This is a genomic window from Pseudomonas sp. KU43P (assembly GCF_033095865.1).
Taxonomy (GTDB): domain Bacteria; phylum Pseudomonadota; class Gammaproteobacteria; order Pseudomonadales; family Pseudomonadaceae; genus Aquipseudomonas.
Genome location: NZ_AP019365.1, coordinates 4,187,797 through 4,203,717, shown reverse-complemented (window position 1 = coordinate 4,203,717; position 15,921 = coordinate 4,187,797). Strand labels below are relative to the sequence as shown.

At 60.1% G+C, this 15,921-nt stretch carries 12 protein-coding genes; 7 read left to right on the top strand and 5 right to left on the bottom strand.

From position 1 onward, the window contains the following. Positions 1 to 115 precede the first annotated feature (115 nt). The 7 genes from tssI (at position 116) to KU43P_RS19130 (ending at position 9,848) form a co-directional block, all read left to right on the top strand. On the top strand, positions 116 to 1,966 hold the full coding sequence (gene tssI / locus KU43P_RS19160) for a type VI secretion system tip protein TssI/VgrG (RefSeq protein ID WP_317659039.1): 1,851 nt from the start codon (positions 116 to 118) through the stop codon (positions 1,964 to 1,966). An 11-nt stretch (positions 1,967 to 1,977) separates the two neighbouring features. Continuing rightward, positions 1,978 to 2,565 (top strand): hypothetical protein, encoded by a 588-nt coding sequence (locus KU43P_RS19155; RefSeq protein WP_317659038.1) that lies wholly within the window; start codon positions 1,978 to 1,980, stop codon positions 2,563 to 2,565. A 36-nt stretch (positions 2,566 to 2,601) separates the two neighbouring features. Then, positions 2,602 to 3,063 (top strand): DUF1795 domain-containing protein, encoded by a 462-nt coding sequence (locus KU43P_RS19150; RefSeq protein ID WP_317659037.1) that lies wholly within the window; start codon positions 2,602 to 2,604, stop codon positions 3,061 to 3,063. Positions 3,064 to 3,067: 4 nt separating this feature from the next. Beyond that, positions 3,068 to 7,297: an RHS repeat-associated core domain-containing protein gene (locus KU43P_RS19145; RefSeq protein WP_317659036.1), complete on the top strand. Its 4,230-nt coding sequence runs from the start codon at positions 3,068 to 3,070 to the stop codon at positions 7,295 to 7,297. Next, positions 7,297 to 7,890 carry an SMI1/KNR4 family protein gene (locus tag KU43P_RS19140; RefSeq protein WP_317659035.1) on the top strand — a complete coding sequence of 198 codons (594 nt, stop codon included), beginning with the start codon at positions 7,297 to 7,299 and terminating at the stop codon, positions 7,888 to 7,890. The genes KU43P_RS19145 and KU43P_RS19140 overlap by 1 nt, the downstream gene beginning before the upstream one ends. Before the next feature lie 595 nt (positions 7,891 to 8,485). Beyond that, positions 8,486 to 9,088: a suppressor of fused domain protein gene (locus KU43P_RS19135; protein ID WP_317659034.1), complete on the top strand. Its 603-nt coding sequence runs from the start codon at positions 8,486 to 8,488 to the stop codon at positions 9,086 to 9,088. A gap of 328 nt (positions 9,089 to 9,416) precedes the next feature. Further along, entirely contained in the window at positions 9,417 to 9,848 is a 432-nt protein-coding gene (locus KU43P_RS19130) for a DUF2628 domain-containing protein (protein WP_317659033.1), read from the top strand. 228 nt (positions 9,849 to 10,076) lie between these two features. Here the strand turns inward: KU43P_RS19130 and KU43P_RS19125 are convergent, their stop codons facing one another. From KU43P_RS19125 to KU43P_RS19105, 5 genes are read right to left on the bottom strand one after another with little or no spacing between them, the layout of a single operon-like run. Further along, positions 10,077 to 11,702, bottom strand: coding sequence for a BatD family protein (locus tag KU43P_RS19125; RefSeq protein WP_317659032.1), 1,626 nt, complete (start codon positions 11,700 to 11,702; stop codon positions 10,077 to 10,079). Then, a complete protein-coding gene (locus KU43P_RS19120; RefSeq protein ID WP_317659031.1) occupies positions 11,699 to 13,417 on the bottom strand; it encodes a tetratricopeptide repeat protein in 1,719 nt (572 codons plus the stop codon). The genes KU43P_RS19125 and KU43P_RS19120 overlap by 4 nt, the downstream gene beginning before the upstream one ends. Then, positions 13,414 to 14,490, bottom strand: coding sequence for a vWA domain-containing protein (locus tag KU43P_RS19115; RefSeq protein WP_317659030.1), 1,077 nt, complete (start codon positions 14,488 to 14,490; stop codon positions 13,414 to 13,416). The genes KU43P_RS19120 and KU43P_RS19115 overlap by 4 nt, the downstream gene beginning before the upstream one ends. Further along, entirely contained in the window at positions 14,483 to 14,977 is a 495-nt protein-coding gene (locus KU43P_RS19110; protein WP_317659029.1) for a DUF4381 domain-containing protein, read from the bottom strand. Before KU43P_RS19110 ends, KU43P_RS19115 begins: the two co-directional genes overlap by 8 nt. Then, a complete protein-coding gene (locus KU43P_RS19105; RefSeq protein ID WP_317659028.1) occupies positions 14,974 to 15,918 on the bottom strand; it encodes a DUF58 domain-containing protein in 945 nt (314 codons plus the stop codon). Before KU43P_RS19105 ends, KU43P_RS19110 begins: the two co-directional genes overlap by 4 nt. Positions 15,919 to 15,921: the final 3 nt, after the last annotated feature.

Genomic DNA, 15,921 nt, shown 5'->3' with positions numbered 1-15,921 from the left:
TACACGCGGCCGTTTCCCCTCAACGCCATGTTCATTGGCTGCGCTTACCTGTTGACCTAACCTGCGCCCCTTCAACGCACGAGTGCCACAACCGTGCCGACAAGGAGAGAGCGCAATGATCAGGGAATTGGCCGTGCGGCCGTCGCCGCAGCACCGCCGACTGTTCAAGTTTCACCATCTGGCCGACCCCGAGCAGGAGCTGCTGCTGGAAACCTTCAAAGGCACCGAGGCGCTGTCGCAGGCTTTCAACTACGAACTGCTGCTGGTGTGCGAAGACTCCGGCGTGCCACTGAAGTCGATGATGGGCCAGCTAGTCAGCATCGAAATCGAGCTGTCCGAAGGCGGTCCGCGCCACATCACCGGTTACCTCACGCGCTTTGCCAGCGTCGGCAGCGACGGCGGCATGGCTCGTTACACCGCCACGCTCAACCCGTGGTTCTCGATGCTCAAGAACCGCTTCGACACGCGCATCTTCCAGGGCAACACGGTCGAGGAAGTGGTCAGCGCAGTGTTCGCCCTGTGCCCGGCGTTCTCCCGCCACGCGTTCCGCCTGACCCGCCCGCAAAAGCGCTACACCTATATCACCCAGTACCGCGAGACCGACTTCAACTTCGTCCAGCGCCTGCTGGAGGAACAGGGGATGTTCTACTACTTCGAGCACACCGCCGAAGGCCACACCATGATCATCTGCGATGACTCCAGCACCCTCGTGGACATCCCCGAACAACCGCAGATCCGCTTCCACAGCGCTTCGGTCACCGAGACCGCCGACGCCATCACCCAATGGACCGGCAACCGCCAGTTGCAATCCGGCAAGATGGCCACGCAAACCTTCGACTACCGCCAGCCCAACAACCGCCTGCCGGTGGCGATGAACAGCAAGAATCAGCAAGGCGAGGTGGAGCGCTTCGAGGTCTACGACTTTCCCGGCCATTACACCCACGGTACCTACGACGAAGGCGAAACCCTGCTGCGCCTGCGTATCGAGGCCCTGGAACTGCGTGGCAAGAAATTCGAAGGGGCCAGTAACTGCCGCGCCATGAAGCCTGGCTACACCTTCGAGCTGCTGCAGCACTACGCCCACGAACGGGGCGCCATCGAAGACCGCCAGTTCCTGCTGATGAGCGTTGAAAGCGAAGGCCACAACAACTACCTCACCGGCCAGCAAGCCAGCTACTTCAACACCTTCAGCTGCGTGCGCAAGAAGATCCCGTTCCGCCCGCAGCTGAGCACCCCACGGCCGACCATCTCCGGCCCGCAGACCGCCATCATCGTCGGCCCGCCTGGTGAGGAGATCTTCACTGACGCACTGGGCCGGGTGAAGGTGCAATTCCACTGGGACCGCCAGGGCCAGTTCAACGACCACAGCTCCTGCTGGGTCCGCGTCGCCCAATCCGGCGCCAGCGGTGGCTTTGGCAGCATCCAGATCCCCCGCGTCGGCGATGAAGTGGTGGTGGTGTTCCTCGACGGTAACCCCGACCGCCCGCTGATCATGGGCAGCCTGTACAACAGCACCAACACCCCGCCGTGGGCGTTGCCGGCGAACAAGACCCAGAGCGGCTTCCTGACCCGGTCGATGAAGGGTGACGGCGGAACCGCCAACTTCTTCCGCTTCGAAGACAAGGCCGGCGCCGAGCAGATCATCATGCATGCCGAGCGCAACATGGATACCGAGATCGAGCTGGATGAGACCCACCAAGTGGGGAACAACCGGTCAATCAAGGTAGGTGGAACGCACGCCGAGGTCATCAAGAAAGATACCGTGGTGAATGTGCAGGAGAGCAGTTACACCCTGAAGGTAGATCAGAAGTTTATCCAGGTGAGTGCAATGGAAAGCATTCTGCTTCAGGTGGGGGGCAGCAAGATCACCCTCACGCCAGGAGGGATCACTATCGAAGCCGACAAGATCGACATTCTTGGCAAGAACACCTTTGTCAAAGGTGATCGCGTTGATATCAACGAGTAAGGTGCACGCTGATGTACAAACCTAGCATCTACGACAGAATTTCCCAGAAGCGGGAAGCCGCCGAGGCGCTTGCCCGACAACAAGCGGAGCAACAACGCCTTGCAGAGCAGGCTGCAGCCGCAGTTGTGCAGGCACCGCCCGTGCTGGAACTGGCGCCAGAGCAGAATGCGCTGCGTATTGCCGGCCTGAACCTGCTCATTGCGCAAAGCTTCGCTTTTCGCGATATCCAAACCACGCTTGAACGCGCCGGTTGCCATGTGTCGTTCGGTGCGCGGCGCCGCGCCGCGCCAGAGGGCCTCGACCTGAGCAAGGCAGTCGAGTTGTTTACCAAGAAGCTGCGTGAGCGCCATGCCGAGATGACCGTGGTACGTCAGGCTGAATCGCTCCTTGCAGGCCATCCAGCGATCAGTCTCGACTACCAATTCTATGATGGCCCAGAGCGCCGCCACGGGCGTGCGGTATGCGCGATCATCGTCTCTGCTGATGGCAATACGCGGCAGTGGCTGGACGTTTCTACGGTCATCGACCCAAGCCAATCACTATTGGCCGAATGGCTCATTGAATTCGACGCGATGCTTGCCGGCATGACAGCGCAGTAACGCGCAATTTTTTACCTTTCATGGAATAGATATTCAATGGACTACCCGCTGCAGGAAGGATCTATCACCTTGCCCGAGGGCTTCACGGATCGAACCGTCAATATGTTCATCCTGGGAGACAGCATTCCAGCTCCTCTCAACTTCACCGTTTCGCGTGACAACCTGCTGCCAGGTGAAGACCTGAAAGCTTATATCGAGCGCCAGGTCAAGCTGATCGCAGCACAACTGCGCGGATACACGGTCCTCGGCAAAATACCTGCACAGCTGTCCTCCACCCAGCCACAGGCCGGTATCCAGGTTGATGGCTATTACCTAAAGGACGGCAGGCCTGTTTATCAGCGTCAGGCGGCGTTCGAGGTGGCTCCGGGGCGCATCCTGGTTTTCTCCACGACAAGCCAGGCCGACTTCAGCGGAAAACAGAACGACAATTGGTTAGACCTGTTGAACAGCTTCGAGCCTCGCCAGGTCGGCGCCACAGAAAATACAGCGCAGGATTGAACCTATGTTCGAAGCTGCGCGGCTACATGACGAGATTGAACATACCAATGCCTTGGCAGGCTTTTTGGCTGGAGCAGTGGTTGGCTTGGCAATCGCTACGGCGGCTGCCTTTGCGATATGCACCGTAGGCTTCGGTAGTTTTCTGTTGGTGGCGGCTATTGGCATTGGCGCCGGCATGCTACCAGGGTTGGGTGAAAGGTATGGCGCGAAGTCCAGCTCACCGGCGGGGCAGATAGAGTTGGCCGGTTGTTCGACGAACGTGTTCATCAACAACCGTAATGCGGCCCACGCTACGTTGAGTACCGCCAAGTGCGAGAAACATCCTGCGCCTGTATTGGTCGCAGAAGGCTCCTCCAACGTATTCATCAACGGTGTCGCGGCCTCTCGCAAGGGTGACAAGCTTACTTGCGGAGCCAAGATTGCCGGAGGCTCCCATAACGTCTTCATCGGCGGAGGCACGGAGCGCTACTTGCCCGTGGATGATGAAGTTCCAGAATGGCTACGCGTCACGGTCGATGTATTGATGATTGTGGCGTCCATGGGGCGATCGGTGTATTCGATTGGCCGCCTGGGCCTGCAGTCTGGACTCAAAGCCGCCGGCCCATGCGCATTACAGACCGGCGCCACCATCGCTGCTAGTTATCTTGCCGGGCGCTTCATCATCGGGCCCGCCGTGGAGCGGGCCATTGGTGGTTTTACCGGCAATCCAGTAGACATGACCCGCGGCCGCAAACTCCTGGCCAACGAAGTGGACTTCGTTTTGCCGGGTTTGATGCCAATCGACTGGTCCCGCTTCTATGCCAGCGACCTTACCGTCGACAGCGTATTGGGCCAAGGTTGGATTTTACCTTGGGAACAGAGCCTGCGTCGTAGCGGTGGCTTTGTCTATCACACTGACAACCAGGGTCGCAGTGTCCCGTTCATTGATCTTGAGCCCGGCGAAAGCATCTACAACCCCCATGAGCGCATCCATCTGGTGCGTACCCAGGGTGGGCACTATGTCCTGCAAACGCTTGATAATGTCTTTTTCTACTTTGGCGAAGTGCCGAACGACAATACGGGGGTGCCCCTGCAGCGCCTGGAAAATGCGCTTGGTCACTATCTGCATTTCACCCGTACTGCCGACGGCCGTCTGACGGACATTACTGCACCTGGGGCTGTGCGCGTGCATTTGCACTACGACAATCCTCTCGGCCGTCTTACTGATGTGAAACGTGTAATCGGTGAGCGTGCGGTCGAAACGTTGGTGCGTTACCGCTATGACGATAATGGTCAACTCGCAGAAGTGATCAACCGCAACGGCGACTCGGTGCGCCACTTCGGCTATGCCGAAAATGTCATGACCCGGCACACCAACGCGCTGGGCCTGATCTGCGAGTATCGATGGGAAAACCAAGGCAACAAACCACGGGTAGTCGAGCACTGGACCAGTGACGGCGAGCACTATCACTTCCGATACGACTTCGCTAGCCGCACCAGTTGGGCCACGGACGTACTGGGCCGCGAGCTGGAGATCCACTACAACGAAGACAACCGCGTCATTGCCAGCCGCGACTTCGGCGGTGAACGCTACGCTATGGACCTGGACGCTTCCGGCAACCTGGTCGGCATCACCTTGCCCGATGGCAACCAGCTCGCGCTCAAGTACGATGACTTCTCCCGGCTGATCGAGGAAACCGACCCGCTGGGCCGCACCATCAGCTACAAACACCACTTCGCCACGCCCTTGGTAACCGAAACTCGTTTCCCGGATGGCAGCGTCTGGCAGTCGCGCTATGACGCCAAAGGCAATCTGCTCACCGAGATCGATCCGCTCGGCAACAAGACCCAGTACCTCAATAGTGATGACGGTCTGCCGCACACGATCATTGACGCCAATTTCAAGTCCAAGTACCTCTGGTGGAACGCCTACGCCCAGGTCGAGCGTTTCGAAGACTGTTCAGGCAAGAGTACTTATTACCGCTACGACGATCGCCAGCACCTGGTGGCCGTCACCGATGCGCTGAACACCACCACGACCCTGGAGCGCAAACCTGACGGTGAAGTGCTGCGCATTCAGCACCCCGATGGCACGGCCGAACGCTTCACCTACAACACCCTCGGCCAAGTGCTGACGCATACCGACGGTAAGGGCCAGACCACGAGCCTGCAGCGTACCTCCCGCGGCCTGCCGAGCAGCCGCCAGGATGCCAAAGGGCAGTGGATCCGCTACGAGTACGACAAGGCCCTGCGCCTTACCGCGTTGGTCAACGAGAACAGCGCGAGTTATCGCTTTGCCTACGATGCGTCGGATCGACTGATTGAAGAAGTGCGGGTGGATAACCTCACTCGGCGCTTCAGCTACAACGAGGGCGGCCACCTGGTACGCATGGATGAGATTGGCTATGGCGAAAATGGCGAGCGCCCTGAACGCGACACGCTGTTCGATCGCGACGCCATTGGCCGTCTGATCGCCAAGATCAACCACGATGCACGACAGAATTTCAAGTACGACGAAGCGGATCGGATTCTGAGCATCCACCGCCAGCCGACCAATGTAGGCAAGCGGCTTGGTATTACCGAGGAGAAACTGAGTTACAGCTATGACCTGCTGGGCCGGCTTACTCAGGAACTTACGCCGGACGGCGCGCTGGACTATGAGTACGACGCGCTCAGCAACTTGACCACGCTGACCCTGCCGGACGGGCGCAAGCTCAACCATCTGTACTACGGCAGCGGCCACCTGCACCAGTTGAACCTGGACGGGCAGGTGATCAGCGACATAGAACGCGATGACCTGCACCGTGAGGTGTACCGGACCCAAGGCAAGCTCACCAGTTGCTTCGGTTACGACGCCATGGGGCGCAAGGCGTGGCAGTTTGCGTCAACGTTACCCGCCGACAAACTCTCCCAGGTGCACAACGCGGGTATCCACACCTCGTTGCTGGTGGAGCATGCCTACAACCCGATTCACCGCCGCTATCAGTACGATCCGGCGGGCGAGTTGGTGCGCACCCTGGACAAGCTGCGTGGCGAGATCAAGTACGCGTACGAGGCCAACGGCCAGTTGCGCAGTCGTGACACCGGTTCGCTGGTGGGCAGCGAAGAGTTTCGCTATGACGCGGCGGCCAACCGTTTGGACTTCAACGCGCGGCAGTTTGACCAGGTCAAAGACAACCGGATCAAGCGCTGGCGGGATCAGGAGTATCGGTATGACCCATGGGGCAACCTGATCGAGAAGTGCTCGGGGCATAGCAAGCTGCAGAGCTTTAGCTATGACTGCGAGAACCGGCTGGTTCGGACGGAAACGCTGCGCAATGGCAAGTTGGAGAGTACGGGGCTGTACCGTTACGACAGCCTCGGGCGCCGGGTGGCCAAGCACGCTGAAATCGATGGAGTGGTGGAGCAGAAGCGGTTCCTTTGGCAAGGGCTTAGGATGCTGCGTGAGGAGACGCCTGGGCAGAACATCTTGTACCTGTATGAGCCGGGTAGCTATGCGCCTTTGGCGCGGGTTGATCAGGCTGAAGGTGAAGCGCAGAAGGTCTACTATTTCCACACTGACCAGATCGGTACGCCGCTGGAGTTGACTAACGCTGAGGGTGAGATTGTTTGGCAGGCGACGTATCGGTCCTGGGGTTCGATCGAGCATCTGGCCGTAAATGAAGTCGAGCAAAATCTACGATTGCAGGGCCAATACCTAGATAGCGAATCACTGCTGAACTACAACACGTTCCGCTACTACGATCCCGAAGTAGGTCGCTTCACTACTCAAGACCCGATCAGTATAGAGGGTGGGTTCAATCTCTATCGTTACGTTCCAAATCCGACTGGCTGGGTGGATCCATGGGGCTGGGCTTGCAATAAGCCCGGTGGATATAAATCTGGTGATGTCGATGTACACGGTAACCTATCGCCGCAAGTGAACAGGGCAGTCGGGAATAAGAATGTTGCCGCAGATGGTTTTGTACAGTCCCACCACTTTATCCAACATGAGTGGGCTAGGCTTAATGTAAAAGGATACAAGAGGAATAGCGCGCCAGCCATTTTGCTAAAGAGTAGCACGGGTGAGCCACATGCTATGATTTCTGCCATGCAACGGTCGAGGCGTAGCGGATCTGGGTTTGGAGGGACATTGCGCGACGAATTCAATGTTGCATACAAGGAAATGATTGGCGCCGGGGTTAGCCCTGGTGCAGCAAAACGTGCAGCAAGTAAATCTTATAAATACTATGAGGCTTTGGGAGCATTTAATTAATGGTAGTTCATACTGAGCGTCGCGATGCTGCTTCTGATAAAGATATTGAGGCTTCAAGCAAGCGCCTTGGGCTTGCTAGTGACTCATGGGTGGTTGGTTTTTGGAAGGTGAGTGACGGAGCGCTCCTGAATGATCAGGTTATGATTTATTCAGTGGGGGATATCGAGGAGCGTAATAGTACATTTGAAGTCGATAAAAATTTTAAAGGTAAGATTGCTGTCGGGGATGATTCTGGTGGCAGAATGATATTGATCGATAAAAGCGGAGTGCCTGGGTTTTGGCTGGTGGATTCAGGTAGTGTGTCACTAGACGAATTTGATAGATTCGAATCGCTAGAAAAACTTTTAGATTTTATAGAAGAGGGCGAGGAAGGTGATTCAGGGGCGGGTGTAGGTGATATCATCACCATAGGAGGTTGTAAGCCAAGTCTCGAAGAGGTTGTTGGCATAAAGAAGTCGTTGGGAGTTGACTTGTCGGTGGTGCATTTAAAAAAAATATTGGCTGAGCCAGGGGAGGTTATCATGAAGTCTGTTTATGCGCAGAAATATAGAGATGCGCTGCTTAAGTATTCGCATATTATTCGGTTTAATTAAGTTTGGCTTTGTTTGTGTTTTGTGAGTGTGCGCTATTTTAAAGCTCATTATTCAGGCGCGTCTTATTGCTGACTATACTACTGGAAAGGTGAATTTTTAGCTGAAGTAAAATTTCTTACGCTTGCGAGTTGTAATTGCCTTTCGTTTAACTGCGTGACGCAATGAGTAGGATTTAGGGATTCTCCGATCAAGTCAGTACATGCCATCTGACCTGTGCTGACTTGATCGGAGAATCCCTAAAGGCGGTAAGGCGATTGACGCCCGATATGAGATCCGGTCTCAAGGGTTTGGCTCCAACCTCGGGAGTGTTAAAGTTGTAAAACGGGCTGCGCCTGCGCTCGCACCCAAGAGAGTGATGTCGCCAGATCTTTGCCAGAAGTTGCGAGCGAAGACGCCGAGTAAAGAAGTTCAAGATATGGTGAGTAAGGATGTTGTATTGCCTATATTCGCAGTTGATCGAGGCTTTGAGTAATTTTGTCTTGGCTGAGTGAATCTGCAAGGTATAAACACCTAGGTTGGTAATTATCTTTAATAGCATACGAATTTTGATTGCGAGCTCCGGCTCTAGATTCTGTATGGGAAGTTGGAGTCATAAATGATTACTCAAAGTGCGCTGTGTAAGGCGGCGGCTAAACATGCCTTGCAAGTATTCGGGGGAAGTCTGAAAGTTCAGGCTTACTACGATGATAGTAAAAGTATCTCTGTGGACCTGTTGACTACGCTTGATTCATTGCATGTTGGCGTAAAATCTATAGGCACGATAGGGCTTTCGGAAGTCCCTCTGCTTATTGATAATGGTGAGGAGTTCGCCACGCGAGTTGAGCTTTGCGCTGGTGCGCTTACCGAAGAGATTTTTTGGGAGAAAGCTGTGGCTTCCGCTGCTTTCCATATTAAGCGGCATCAGCGTTTTGTAATGCCTGGGGATGTGATCGCTAATATTTTTAGTGATTATATGGATAAGCCTAAGATGCCGCATATTTATTTGACAATCCCGTTTATGTGGAATGATGCTCATTTTCCAGAGCTTAAATATAATTCGCTAAAGATAAATTGGCTGCAGTGCATCTCGACTTATGAGGAGGAGCGGGTTTTCATTGAAGAATTTGGTGGTAATGCGTTTGATGATTTGCTTTCAGATCAAGAGATCAATACGCTAAATAGTAATCGTGCGCCTGTGGACTTGTCGCGATTCGCCTGATTTTATTGCGATGTGATGGATGTCTTGGGTTTAGGGGGGCGCCGTCCGTGTGGTTGAATGCTGATTGGTTTGTTAATTAGTTGGTTGGTCGGATATGTAATAAAGCAGGTGTGGTAGGGCACTCATGGCTTCAAATCTGATGACTTTCTGACTCATGCGGATATAGATTTTTTTCTAACTCTCTCGCGACAGCCGCGGTGTACAAGCTGTGAACCCGTTCCCACTCAACCTGCCTTTTGGCTTGTGTCAGGCAGGTCGCTCATTTAATCTCCGCCCCGCTGGCCACCGCAAGGCCAGTCATCCTCGGAAAAAGCAGACAGGAGTCATCATGGAAACTACCCCGCAAACCGAAGCTCGCTCGACCCACCTCAAGCCCAAATGGCAAGAGCGTTTCGCCTTCTTCGACCAGCACGGTGGCCCAGCCGCTGCGACCTACAAAGCCGCATTTCGCGCCTTGCCGTTGGGCAAGAAGCTGCTGATCAACTTCAATGTCATCGCCTTCTTCTTCGGCCCGATCTACTGGTTCGTGCTGGGTTTGTGGAAAAAGAACCTGGTGATGCTGGGGATCATCGTGGCCGTTGGCGTGCTGGAAGCGGTCTACGAGGCAGCGACCGGTAATGTGGTGCCTCAGGCGCTGGACAACGGTATCAGCATGGCCTTCGCATTCGTGTATGCCAACCTGACCAACTATGCCTATTACCTGAAGCAGGGTAAGGGGCAGCAGGGTTGGAATCCGTTCGAGGGGCACAAAGCCATCTGAGTCTAGAGGCCCAGTGGGAGCCGGCTTGCCGGCGATGAGGCCGGTGCAGGCAGAAGCCGGTCATGGCTTTGGGCAATTTGGGCAGAAGGCGCTGGTGCATTCTCTCGGGCTGAACACCATGGGGTTGCACTGAGTGTACGGGCCCTATCGCCGGCAAGCCGGCTCCCACAGGTACGCCACTGCTCTCCAGGCCTGTGGTGGGTCTTTGGAGGCAGTGGTTGCCTTGGATTACTTGGGGTAGAGCGGCGGCAGGTTTCCGCTCTCACTTGCCGGCAACAACACCTGCTCCGCCGGCGGAATGGTCCCGATCGCTCGCCACAAATCCTCACCCTGCCAATACTGCCCACTCTCGCTATACAACGCCCCGTTCAACCCATCCAGCGCATCCGACAACGGCACGAAGCGCGCCGCCATCTCGGCCAGGGTCTCCGGCTGCTGTCGCGCCCAGGCATCCAGCGCCTGGCGCGTGGCCTGGGGGTCGTTGGCCAGGCAGGCGCGCTTCAGGTCGTCCAGCAGGGTACGCGGGCTCGGGCCGTTCTGGGCGGCGCGCAGCACCGCCGGTTGCGAACGGGCGCGCCACCACAGGGCGAAACCGAGCACGGTGGTCAGGGCGAACAGCAGGGTGGCGAGCTGCCAGGGCCACAGCAGGTGGCGAACGCCGCTGCTGTCGTCGGCCGGGGTTTCCGCGCTCAGGGCCGGGTTGTCCAGCACGTTCAAGGTGCGTGCGGGGAGGCTGCTGTGCTCCAGATGGTCTTCCCGGGTGTTCCACCAGGTCACTTCCAGCGCGGGTAGGGCAAGTTCGCCGCTGTGGGTCGGCACCAGCGCCTCGCGCTCCTCGCGGTTGGCGGTCATGCCGCGTTCGCTGATTTCGTTGCGCAGCACCGGCTGGTCCGGGTAGCGGCGCAGGCCGACGATTTCGGTGGCCGGCAACTGCGGGAGCTGGGTGCTCGACAGGCCCTCGGCGCGCAGTGTGATGCTACGGGTCAGGGAGTCGCCGATCTGCGGCTGCTGGCTGCTCGGGTCGGGACTCCAGTGTTCTTCCAGGGTCAGGCTGCGCGCTGGCAGCCAGGGCGCGCCAGCCGGCCAGTCGGCGGGGATGGGGCGCACGGCCAGACGCAGAGGCAGCGAGCTGACCTGCACCTGGCGGCCTGGCCGCGCCGTGCCACTGGAGGGTTGCGGGTTGTCGGCAGCGGTGGCGGTGAAGGTCAGGGGCGGAATTTCAAGGCTGCCGCTTTGCTGCGGATACACGGCGTAGCGGGTCTCGATCACCCCATGGCGCACGCCATTGATTTCTTTTTCATAGGTACGCGATTCGCCCAGCGGTTCGACCTTGGCGTTTTCCAGTTGCAGCGGGCTGAGGCTGCTGTCGTCGTACAGCGATACCGAGTGGTAGATGCGCAAGGTCAGCACGGCCTGGGCCTGGACGTACACCTCGTTGCTGTCGAGGGTGGCTTCGACGAACACCTGGGATGCACTGTCCTGCCGGTTGGCGTCGGCCTGCAGTACCTGCAGGTCGATGGCCTGGCTGTGCGACTGGCCCAGTTGCAGTTCGGGAATGCGCAGGCTGCCGCTGCGCCGTGGCAGCAGCGTGATGATCCAGCGGGTGCTGGCGCGGGTCTCGCCGTCGAGGGTATGCAGGCTATTGAGCTGGCGCGTGCCGCGCACCTCGAAGTCGCCTTCCAGGGCACGTAGGTCTGGCTTGCCGAACTGGGTGACGTCCTGGCTTTCCAGGGTCAGTTCCAGGGTTTCGCCCGCTTCCAGGCGCGCGCGGTCGACGCTGGCCTGCAGGGTCGGTTCGGCCTGGGCGAGGAGGGCCCACAACAGGCCGAGAATCAAGACGCCGAGGCGACTCATCGTGGGGTTTCCTGATGCAATTGCTGTTCATACCAGAATTTGCGCCGCAGCAGCTCGGCCGGGTTGTCCGGGATCTCCCGCAGCCATTGTTCCAGGGCCTGGCGCTGCTCGGCGTCGAGGCTGGTCGAGACCGGCCGCTGGGGCGGTTGGGTCACGCTGTCGTCATCGCCTGCCTGGTTGCCGGGTGTTGCCTGGCTGTCGCTGTTGCCTTCGCCGGGCTGATCGGCGCTGGCGGGTTGTTCTTGACCGGGCGTGCCTTGGGTCGGGCTGCTGGCCGAGCTGCTGTTGCCCTCGGTTTCGCTGCCGGGCGTGCCTTGGGCATCGCTGTTGGCCGGTTGTTCCTCGGCCTGCGCCTGGCGCTGCTGCAGAAGCTGCTGGACCAGCGCCTGGTTGGCCAAGGCCGGTTGCAGGTCGGGCTGGCGCTCCAGGGCCTGTTCGTAGGCATCCAGGGCAGCTTCCAGCTCACCCTCACGGGCCAGGGCATTGCCTCGATTGTAGTGTGCCGCGGCACTGTTGCCTTGGGCGAACGCCTTGGCAGCCCCGGCATAGTCACCGGCCTGGTACAGGGCCATACCGAGCCATTGCGGGTCCTGGAAGTGTCGAGCGGCTTCGACAGGGCGATTGTGCTCCAGCAGGCGCTGGCCTTGCTGGTCGGGGCGTAGCCACAGGTCGTCGAGCTCGAATGCCTGGCTCGGTTGCGGCAAGGCCAGCAGCAGCGGCAGGCAGAACAGCCAGCCACGGCGGCCGGCGCAGGCGGCCAGCAGCAGCAGGGGGATCAGCAGCCAGTAACCCTGGTCGGCCCAGCTGTCGAGTTGCACGTTGTGGCCGTCGTTACGCAGGCTGCGCGGGTTGTCGAACAGGCCCAGGCCGCGCAGGTCGAGGTCGTCGATACGGGCATGGCGGTAGCGGCCACCGGTGCCGCTGATGAACGCCTTGAGGCCTGGGCTGTCCAGGCGTGGCACGAGGATGCCACCTTGCTCATCCTTGAGGAATTCGCCATTGGCCTGGCGCACCGGTGCGCCTTCGGCGCTGCCGATGCCCAGCATCAGCAGGCTTGGCCCCTGCCGGCCCAGGGCCTGGACGATGCCCTGACGCTCCGGCGCGCTCAGCCCCGAGCCGATCAGCAGCAGACGGCCCTGGCCGAGGCCGCTCTGGGCCAGCAGGGCCAGGCCCTTTTGTACGGCCAGGTCGGCGCGTTGGCCAGGTTGCGGCATGATCGACGGGTCGATCGCTTCGAGCAGGTTGCGTGTGGTGCCCAGGTCGTCGGACAGTGGCACCAGGGTATGTGCACTGCCGGCGTAGACAATCAGGGCGGTCTGGCTGTCGTTGCGGTGTTCGAGCAAGTCGAGGATCTTGCGCCGGGCCTGTTCCAGGCGGTTGGGGGCAATGTCTTCGGCGAGCATCTGTGGGGTCAGTTCAAGCAGGATCACCAGCGGGTCGGCCGGGCGCTGGCGGGTTTCTTCCAGGCGTTGCCAGCTCGGCCCGAGCAGGGCCAGTACCACCAGCAGCCAGGCCAGGCCCAGGGCCACCCAGGGCAGCTTGCTGTTGCTGCCGCTGCCGCCACCGAGCAGCACCGGGTGGAAAGCCGGCGGCAAGATCATTTGCCAGCGCCCGGCCCGTTTGCGCCGGTGCCATAGCTTGAACAGCAGCCAGGCGAGCAGCGGCACGACAAGCAGCCAGAGTGGGCGCAGCCATTGCGGCCAGAGATCGATCATCGCCGCTTCCTCAGGCGCAGCCGTTTGAGGCGCTCACGCCACTCTGGGTGGGGTTGCAGAAAGCGCGGGCGGCGCAGCGTACGTTGCAGCAGGTTGTCCGGCCATTGCACGGCCACCACCAGCAGCACGCTGAGCAGCAGTGCCAGGGCCAATGGCCAGGCATACAGGGCTTTGGCAGTACGTGCCTGGGTGGGCTGCTGGGCGACCGGTTCGAGTTGGTCAAGGGTGTCGCCGATGGCGTCCAGTTCGGCGCCATCGTGGGCGCGGAAGTAGGCGCCGTGGGTGATGTCGGCGATTTCCTTGAGCGAGGCTTCGTCCAGGTCCAGGCTCGGGTTGAGGCCGAGCAGGCCTGGTGTGCCGCTGGCCTCGGGGTTGGCACCGATGCCGATGGTGTAGATGCGCACGCCTTCCTGGGCCGCCAGCCGGGCGGCGGTCAGCGGGTGAATCTGCCCACCGTTGTTGGCGCCGTCGGTAATCAATACCAGAACCCGGCTCTGCGCCGGGCGTTGGCGCAGGCGCTTGACTGCCAGGCCGATGGCATCGCCGATGGCGGTGTTCTTGCCGGCGATGCCGATCTGCGCTTCGTCGAGGAAGGTGCGCACGGTGCGTCGGTCGAAGGTCAGTGGGGCCTGCAGGTAGGCCTGGCTGCCGAACAGGATCAGGCCGACCCGGTCGCCTTCACGGTCCTGGAGGAAGTCGCCGAGCAGCATCTTGACCAGGTCCAGGCGGCTGATGTCTTCGCCCTTCCACTGCATGTCGGGGAAGTCCATGGAGCCGGACACGTCCACCGCCACCAGCAGGTCGCGGCCGCTGGCGGCCACTGGTACCGGGTCGCCCAGCCACTGCGGGCGGGCAGCGGCCAGTAGCAGCAACAGCCAGATCACCACGTAGGGTGCCTGCTGCCGCCAGGTCGGCAGGTTCAGGCGCGCCCGACGCCCGGCCAGGCTTTCCAGCTCGTCGAGAAAACCGACTTTGAGCACGGGCTCGCCGCTGTCGGCGGCCGGCAGCAGCAGGCGTGCCAGCCAGGGCAGCGGCAGCAGCAGGAAGATCCACGGCCAGGCCAGTTCAAACATGTTTGCGGATCCAGGTTTCGACGGCCTGGCTGAGCCCAGCAATGGCCTTGTCGTCGAGCTTGCACTCGGGTTTGTAGGCGCCTTCGACCAGCACCATCCAGCGCGTCAGGCCGGCGGCTGGGCAGCGGTTGTCGAGAAATGCCAGCCACTGGCGGCCGTTGAGGGTATGGCTGTTGGCGCCGGGGTAGTGGTTGCGGCACAAGCGCTTGAGCAGTGCATTGATTTGCTGCAGCCAGGCACCCGCCGGGGCGCCGTCGTAGGGGCGGGGCAGGCGGGCCAGTTCGGCGAGGGCTTCCACCCGCACTGGGTCGAGCGGCAGTTCGGCGCGCACCACGGGGCGCTTGCCCGGTCGCCAGCGGCGCAGCCGCCACAGGCCCCAGGCTAACAGTGGCAGCACCGCGAGCAGCAGCCACCAGCCGGGCGCCGGTGGCCACAGGCCGATTGCAGGCGGTGCGATCAACGGTTGCAACTGATCCAGGGGGTTCATTGGCTGCTCCCTGGACGCTGGGCGTTCAGGTACTCGCGCAACTGCTCGATCATCTCGCTCTGGGTGCTCAGTGGCATCAGCAGCACCCGCAGCTTCTGCGCCATCAAGTCCCAGCGTTCAATGCGCGCTTCGGCCTGTTGTCGGTAGGCCTGGCGCAGGTTGGCGTCCAGGGTGTCGAGCTCCAGTTGCGCGCCGCGCTGGGCGAAGCGCAGCAGGCCGGCGGCCGGCAAGGCGTGGTCAAGCGGGTCGGAGACCGGCATCAGCAGCAGGTCGCAATGGCGTGACAGCATGGCCAGGTGCTGCTCGGCCTGGGGCGTGAGCGAGCGCTCATCGCAAATCACGATGGCCAGGCTGCCCGGGCGCAGCACTTCACGGGCGCGGCGCAGGGCCAGGCCCAGGCTGTCGGTCTGGGGCGAAACTTCGGTGTGCAGCGCCTGGTTGACCTTGGCCAGTCGGTTGAGCAACTGAAGCAGGCTCTGCTTGCTGCGCCGCGGTTTGATTTCGTGGTGTTCGTTGTCGCCGAACACCAGGCCGCCGATGCGGTCGTTATGGCCCAGCGCGGCCCAGCCGAACAGTGCTGCCGCCTCGGCCGCCAGCACCGACTTGAACATCAGCCCCGAGCCGAAAAACAGGCGTTGGCTCTGCTCGACCAAGATGAAAATAGGCCGTTCGCGCTCTTCGTGGAACAGCTTGGTATGCGGCTCCTGGGTACGGGCAGTGACACGCCAGTCGATGTTGCGCACGTCGTCGCCGGCTTGGTAGACGCGCACCTGGTCGAAGTCCACGCCCCGTCCGCGCAGCTTGGAATGGTGCAGGCCGACCAGCGGGCTGCGCTGGCCCGGGCGGGAAAACAGCTGAATCTCGCGCACGCGGTGGCGCATGTCGATCAGCTCGGCGAGGCCGATGCGGATGCCGGGTTCAGCCTGCTGCGCGGTGGGCATGGG

Coding starts and splice junctions, on each gene's coding strand:
- KU43P_RS19140 (WP_317659035.1), top strand. CDS start 7,297: ATGGTAGTTCATACTGAGCGTCGCGATGCTGCTTCTGATAAAGATATT.
- KU43P_RS19145 (WP_317659036.1), top strand. CDS start 3,068: ATGTTCGAAGCTGCGCGGCTACATGACGAGATTGAACATACCAATGCC.
- KU43P_RS19120 (WP_317659031.1), bottom strand. CDS start 13,417: ATGATCGATCTCTGGCCGCAATGGCTGCGCCCACTCTGGCTGCTTGTC.
- tssI (WP_317659039.1), top strand. CDS start 116: ATGATCAGGGAATTGGCCGTGCGGCCGTCGCCGCAGCACCGCCGACTG.
- KU43P_RS19105 (WP_317659028.1), bottom strand. CDS start 15,918: ATGCCCACCGCGCAGCAGGCTGAACCCGGCATCCGCATCGGCCTCGCC.
- KU43P_RS19135 (WP_317659034.1), top strand. CDS start 8,486: ATGATTACTCAAAGTGCGCTGTGTAAGGCGGCGGCTAAACATGCCTTG.
- KU43P_RS19110 (WP_317659029.1), bottom strand. CDS start 14,977: ATGAACCCCCTGGATCAGTTGCAACCGTTGATCGCACCGCCTGCAATC.
- KU43P_RS19150 (WP_317659037.1), top strand. CDS start 2,602: ATGGACTACCCGCTGCAGGAAGGATCTATCACCTTGCCCGAGGGCTTC.
- KU43P_RS19115 (WP_317659030.1), bottom strand. CDS start 14,490: ATGTTTGAACTGGCCTGGCCGTGGATCTTCCTGCTGCTGCCGCTGCCC.
- KU43P_RS19125 (WP_317659032.1), bottom strand. CDS start 11,702: ATGAGTCGCCTCGGCGTCTTGATTCTCGGCCTGTTGTGGGCCCTCCTC.
- KU43P_RS19155 (WP_317659038.1), top strand. CDS start 1,978: ATGTACAAACCTAGCATCTACGACAGAATTTCCCAGAAGCGGGAAGCC.
- KU43P_RS19130 (WP_317659033.1), top strand. CDS start 9,417: ATGGAAACTACCCCGCAAACCGAAGCTCGCTCGACCCACCTCAAGCCC.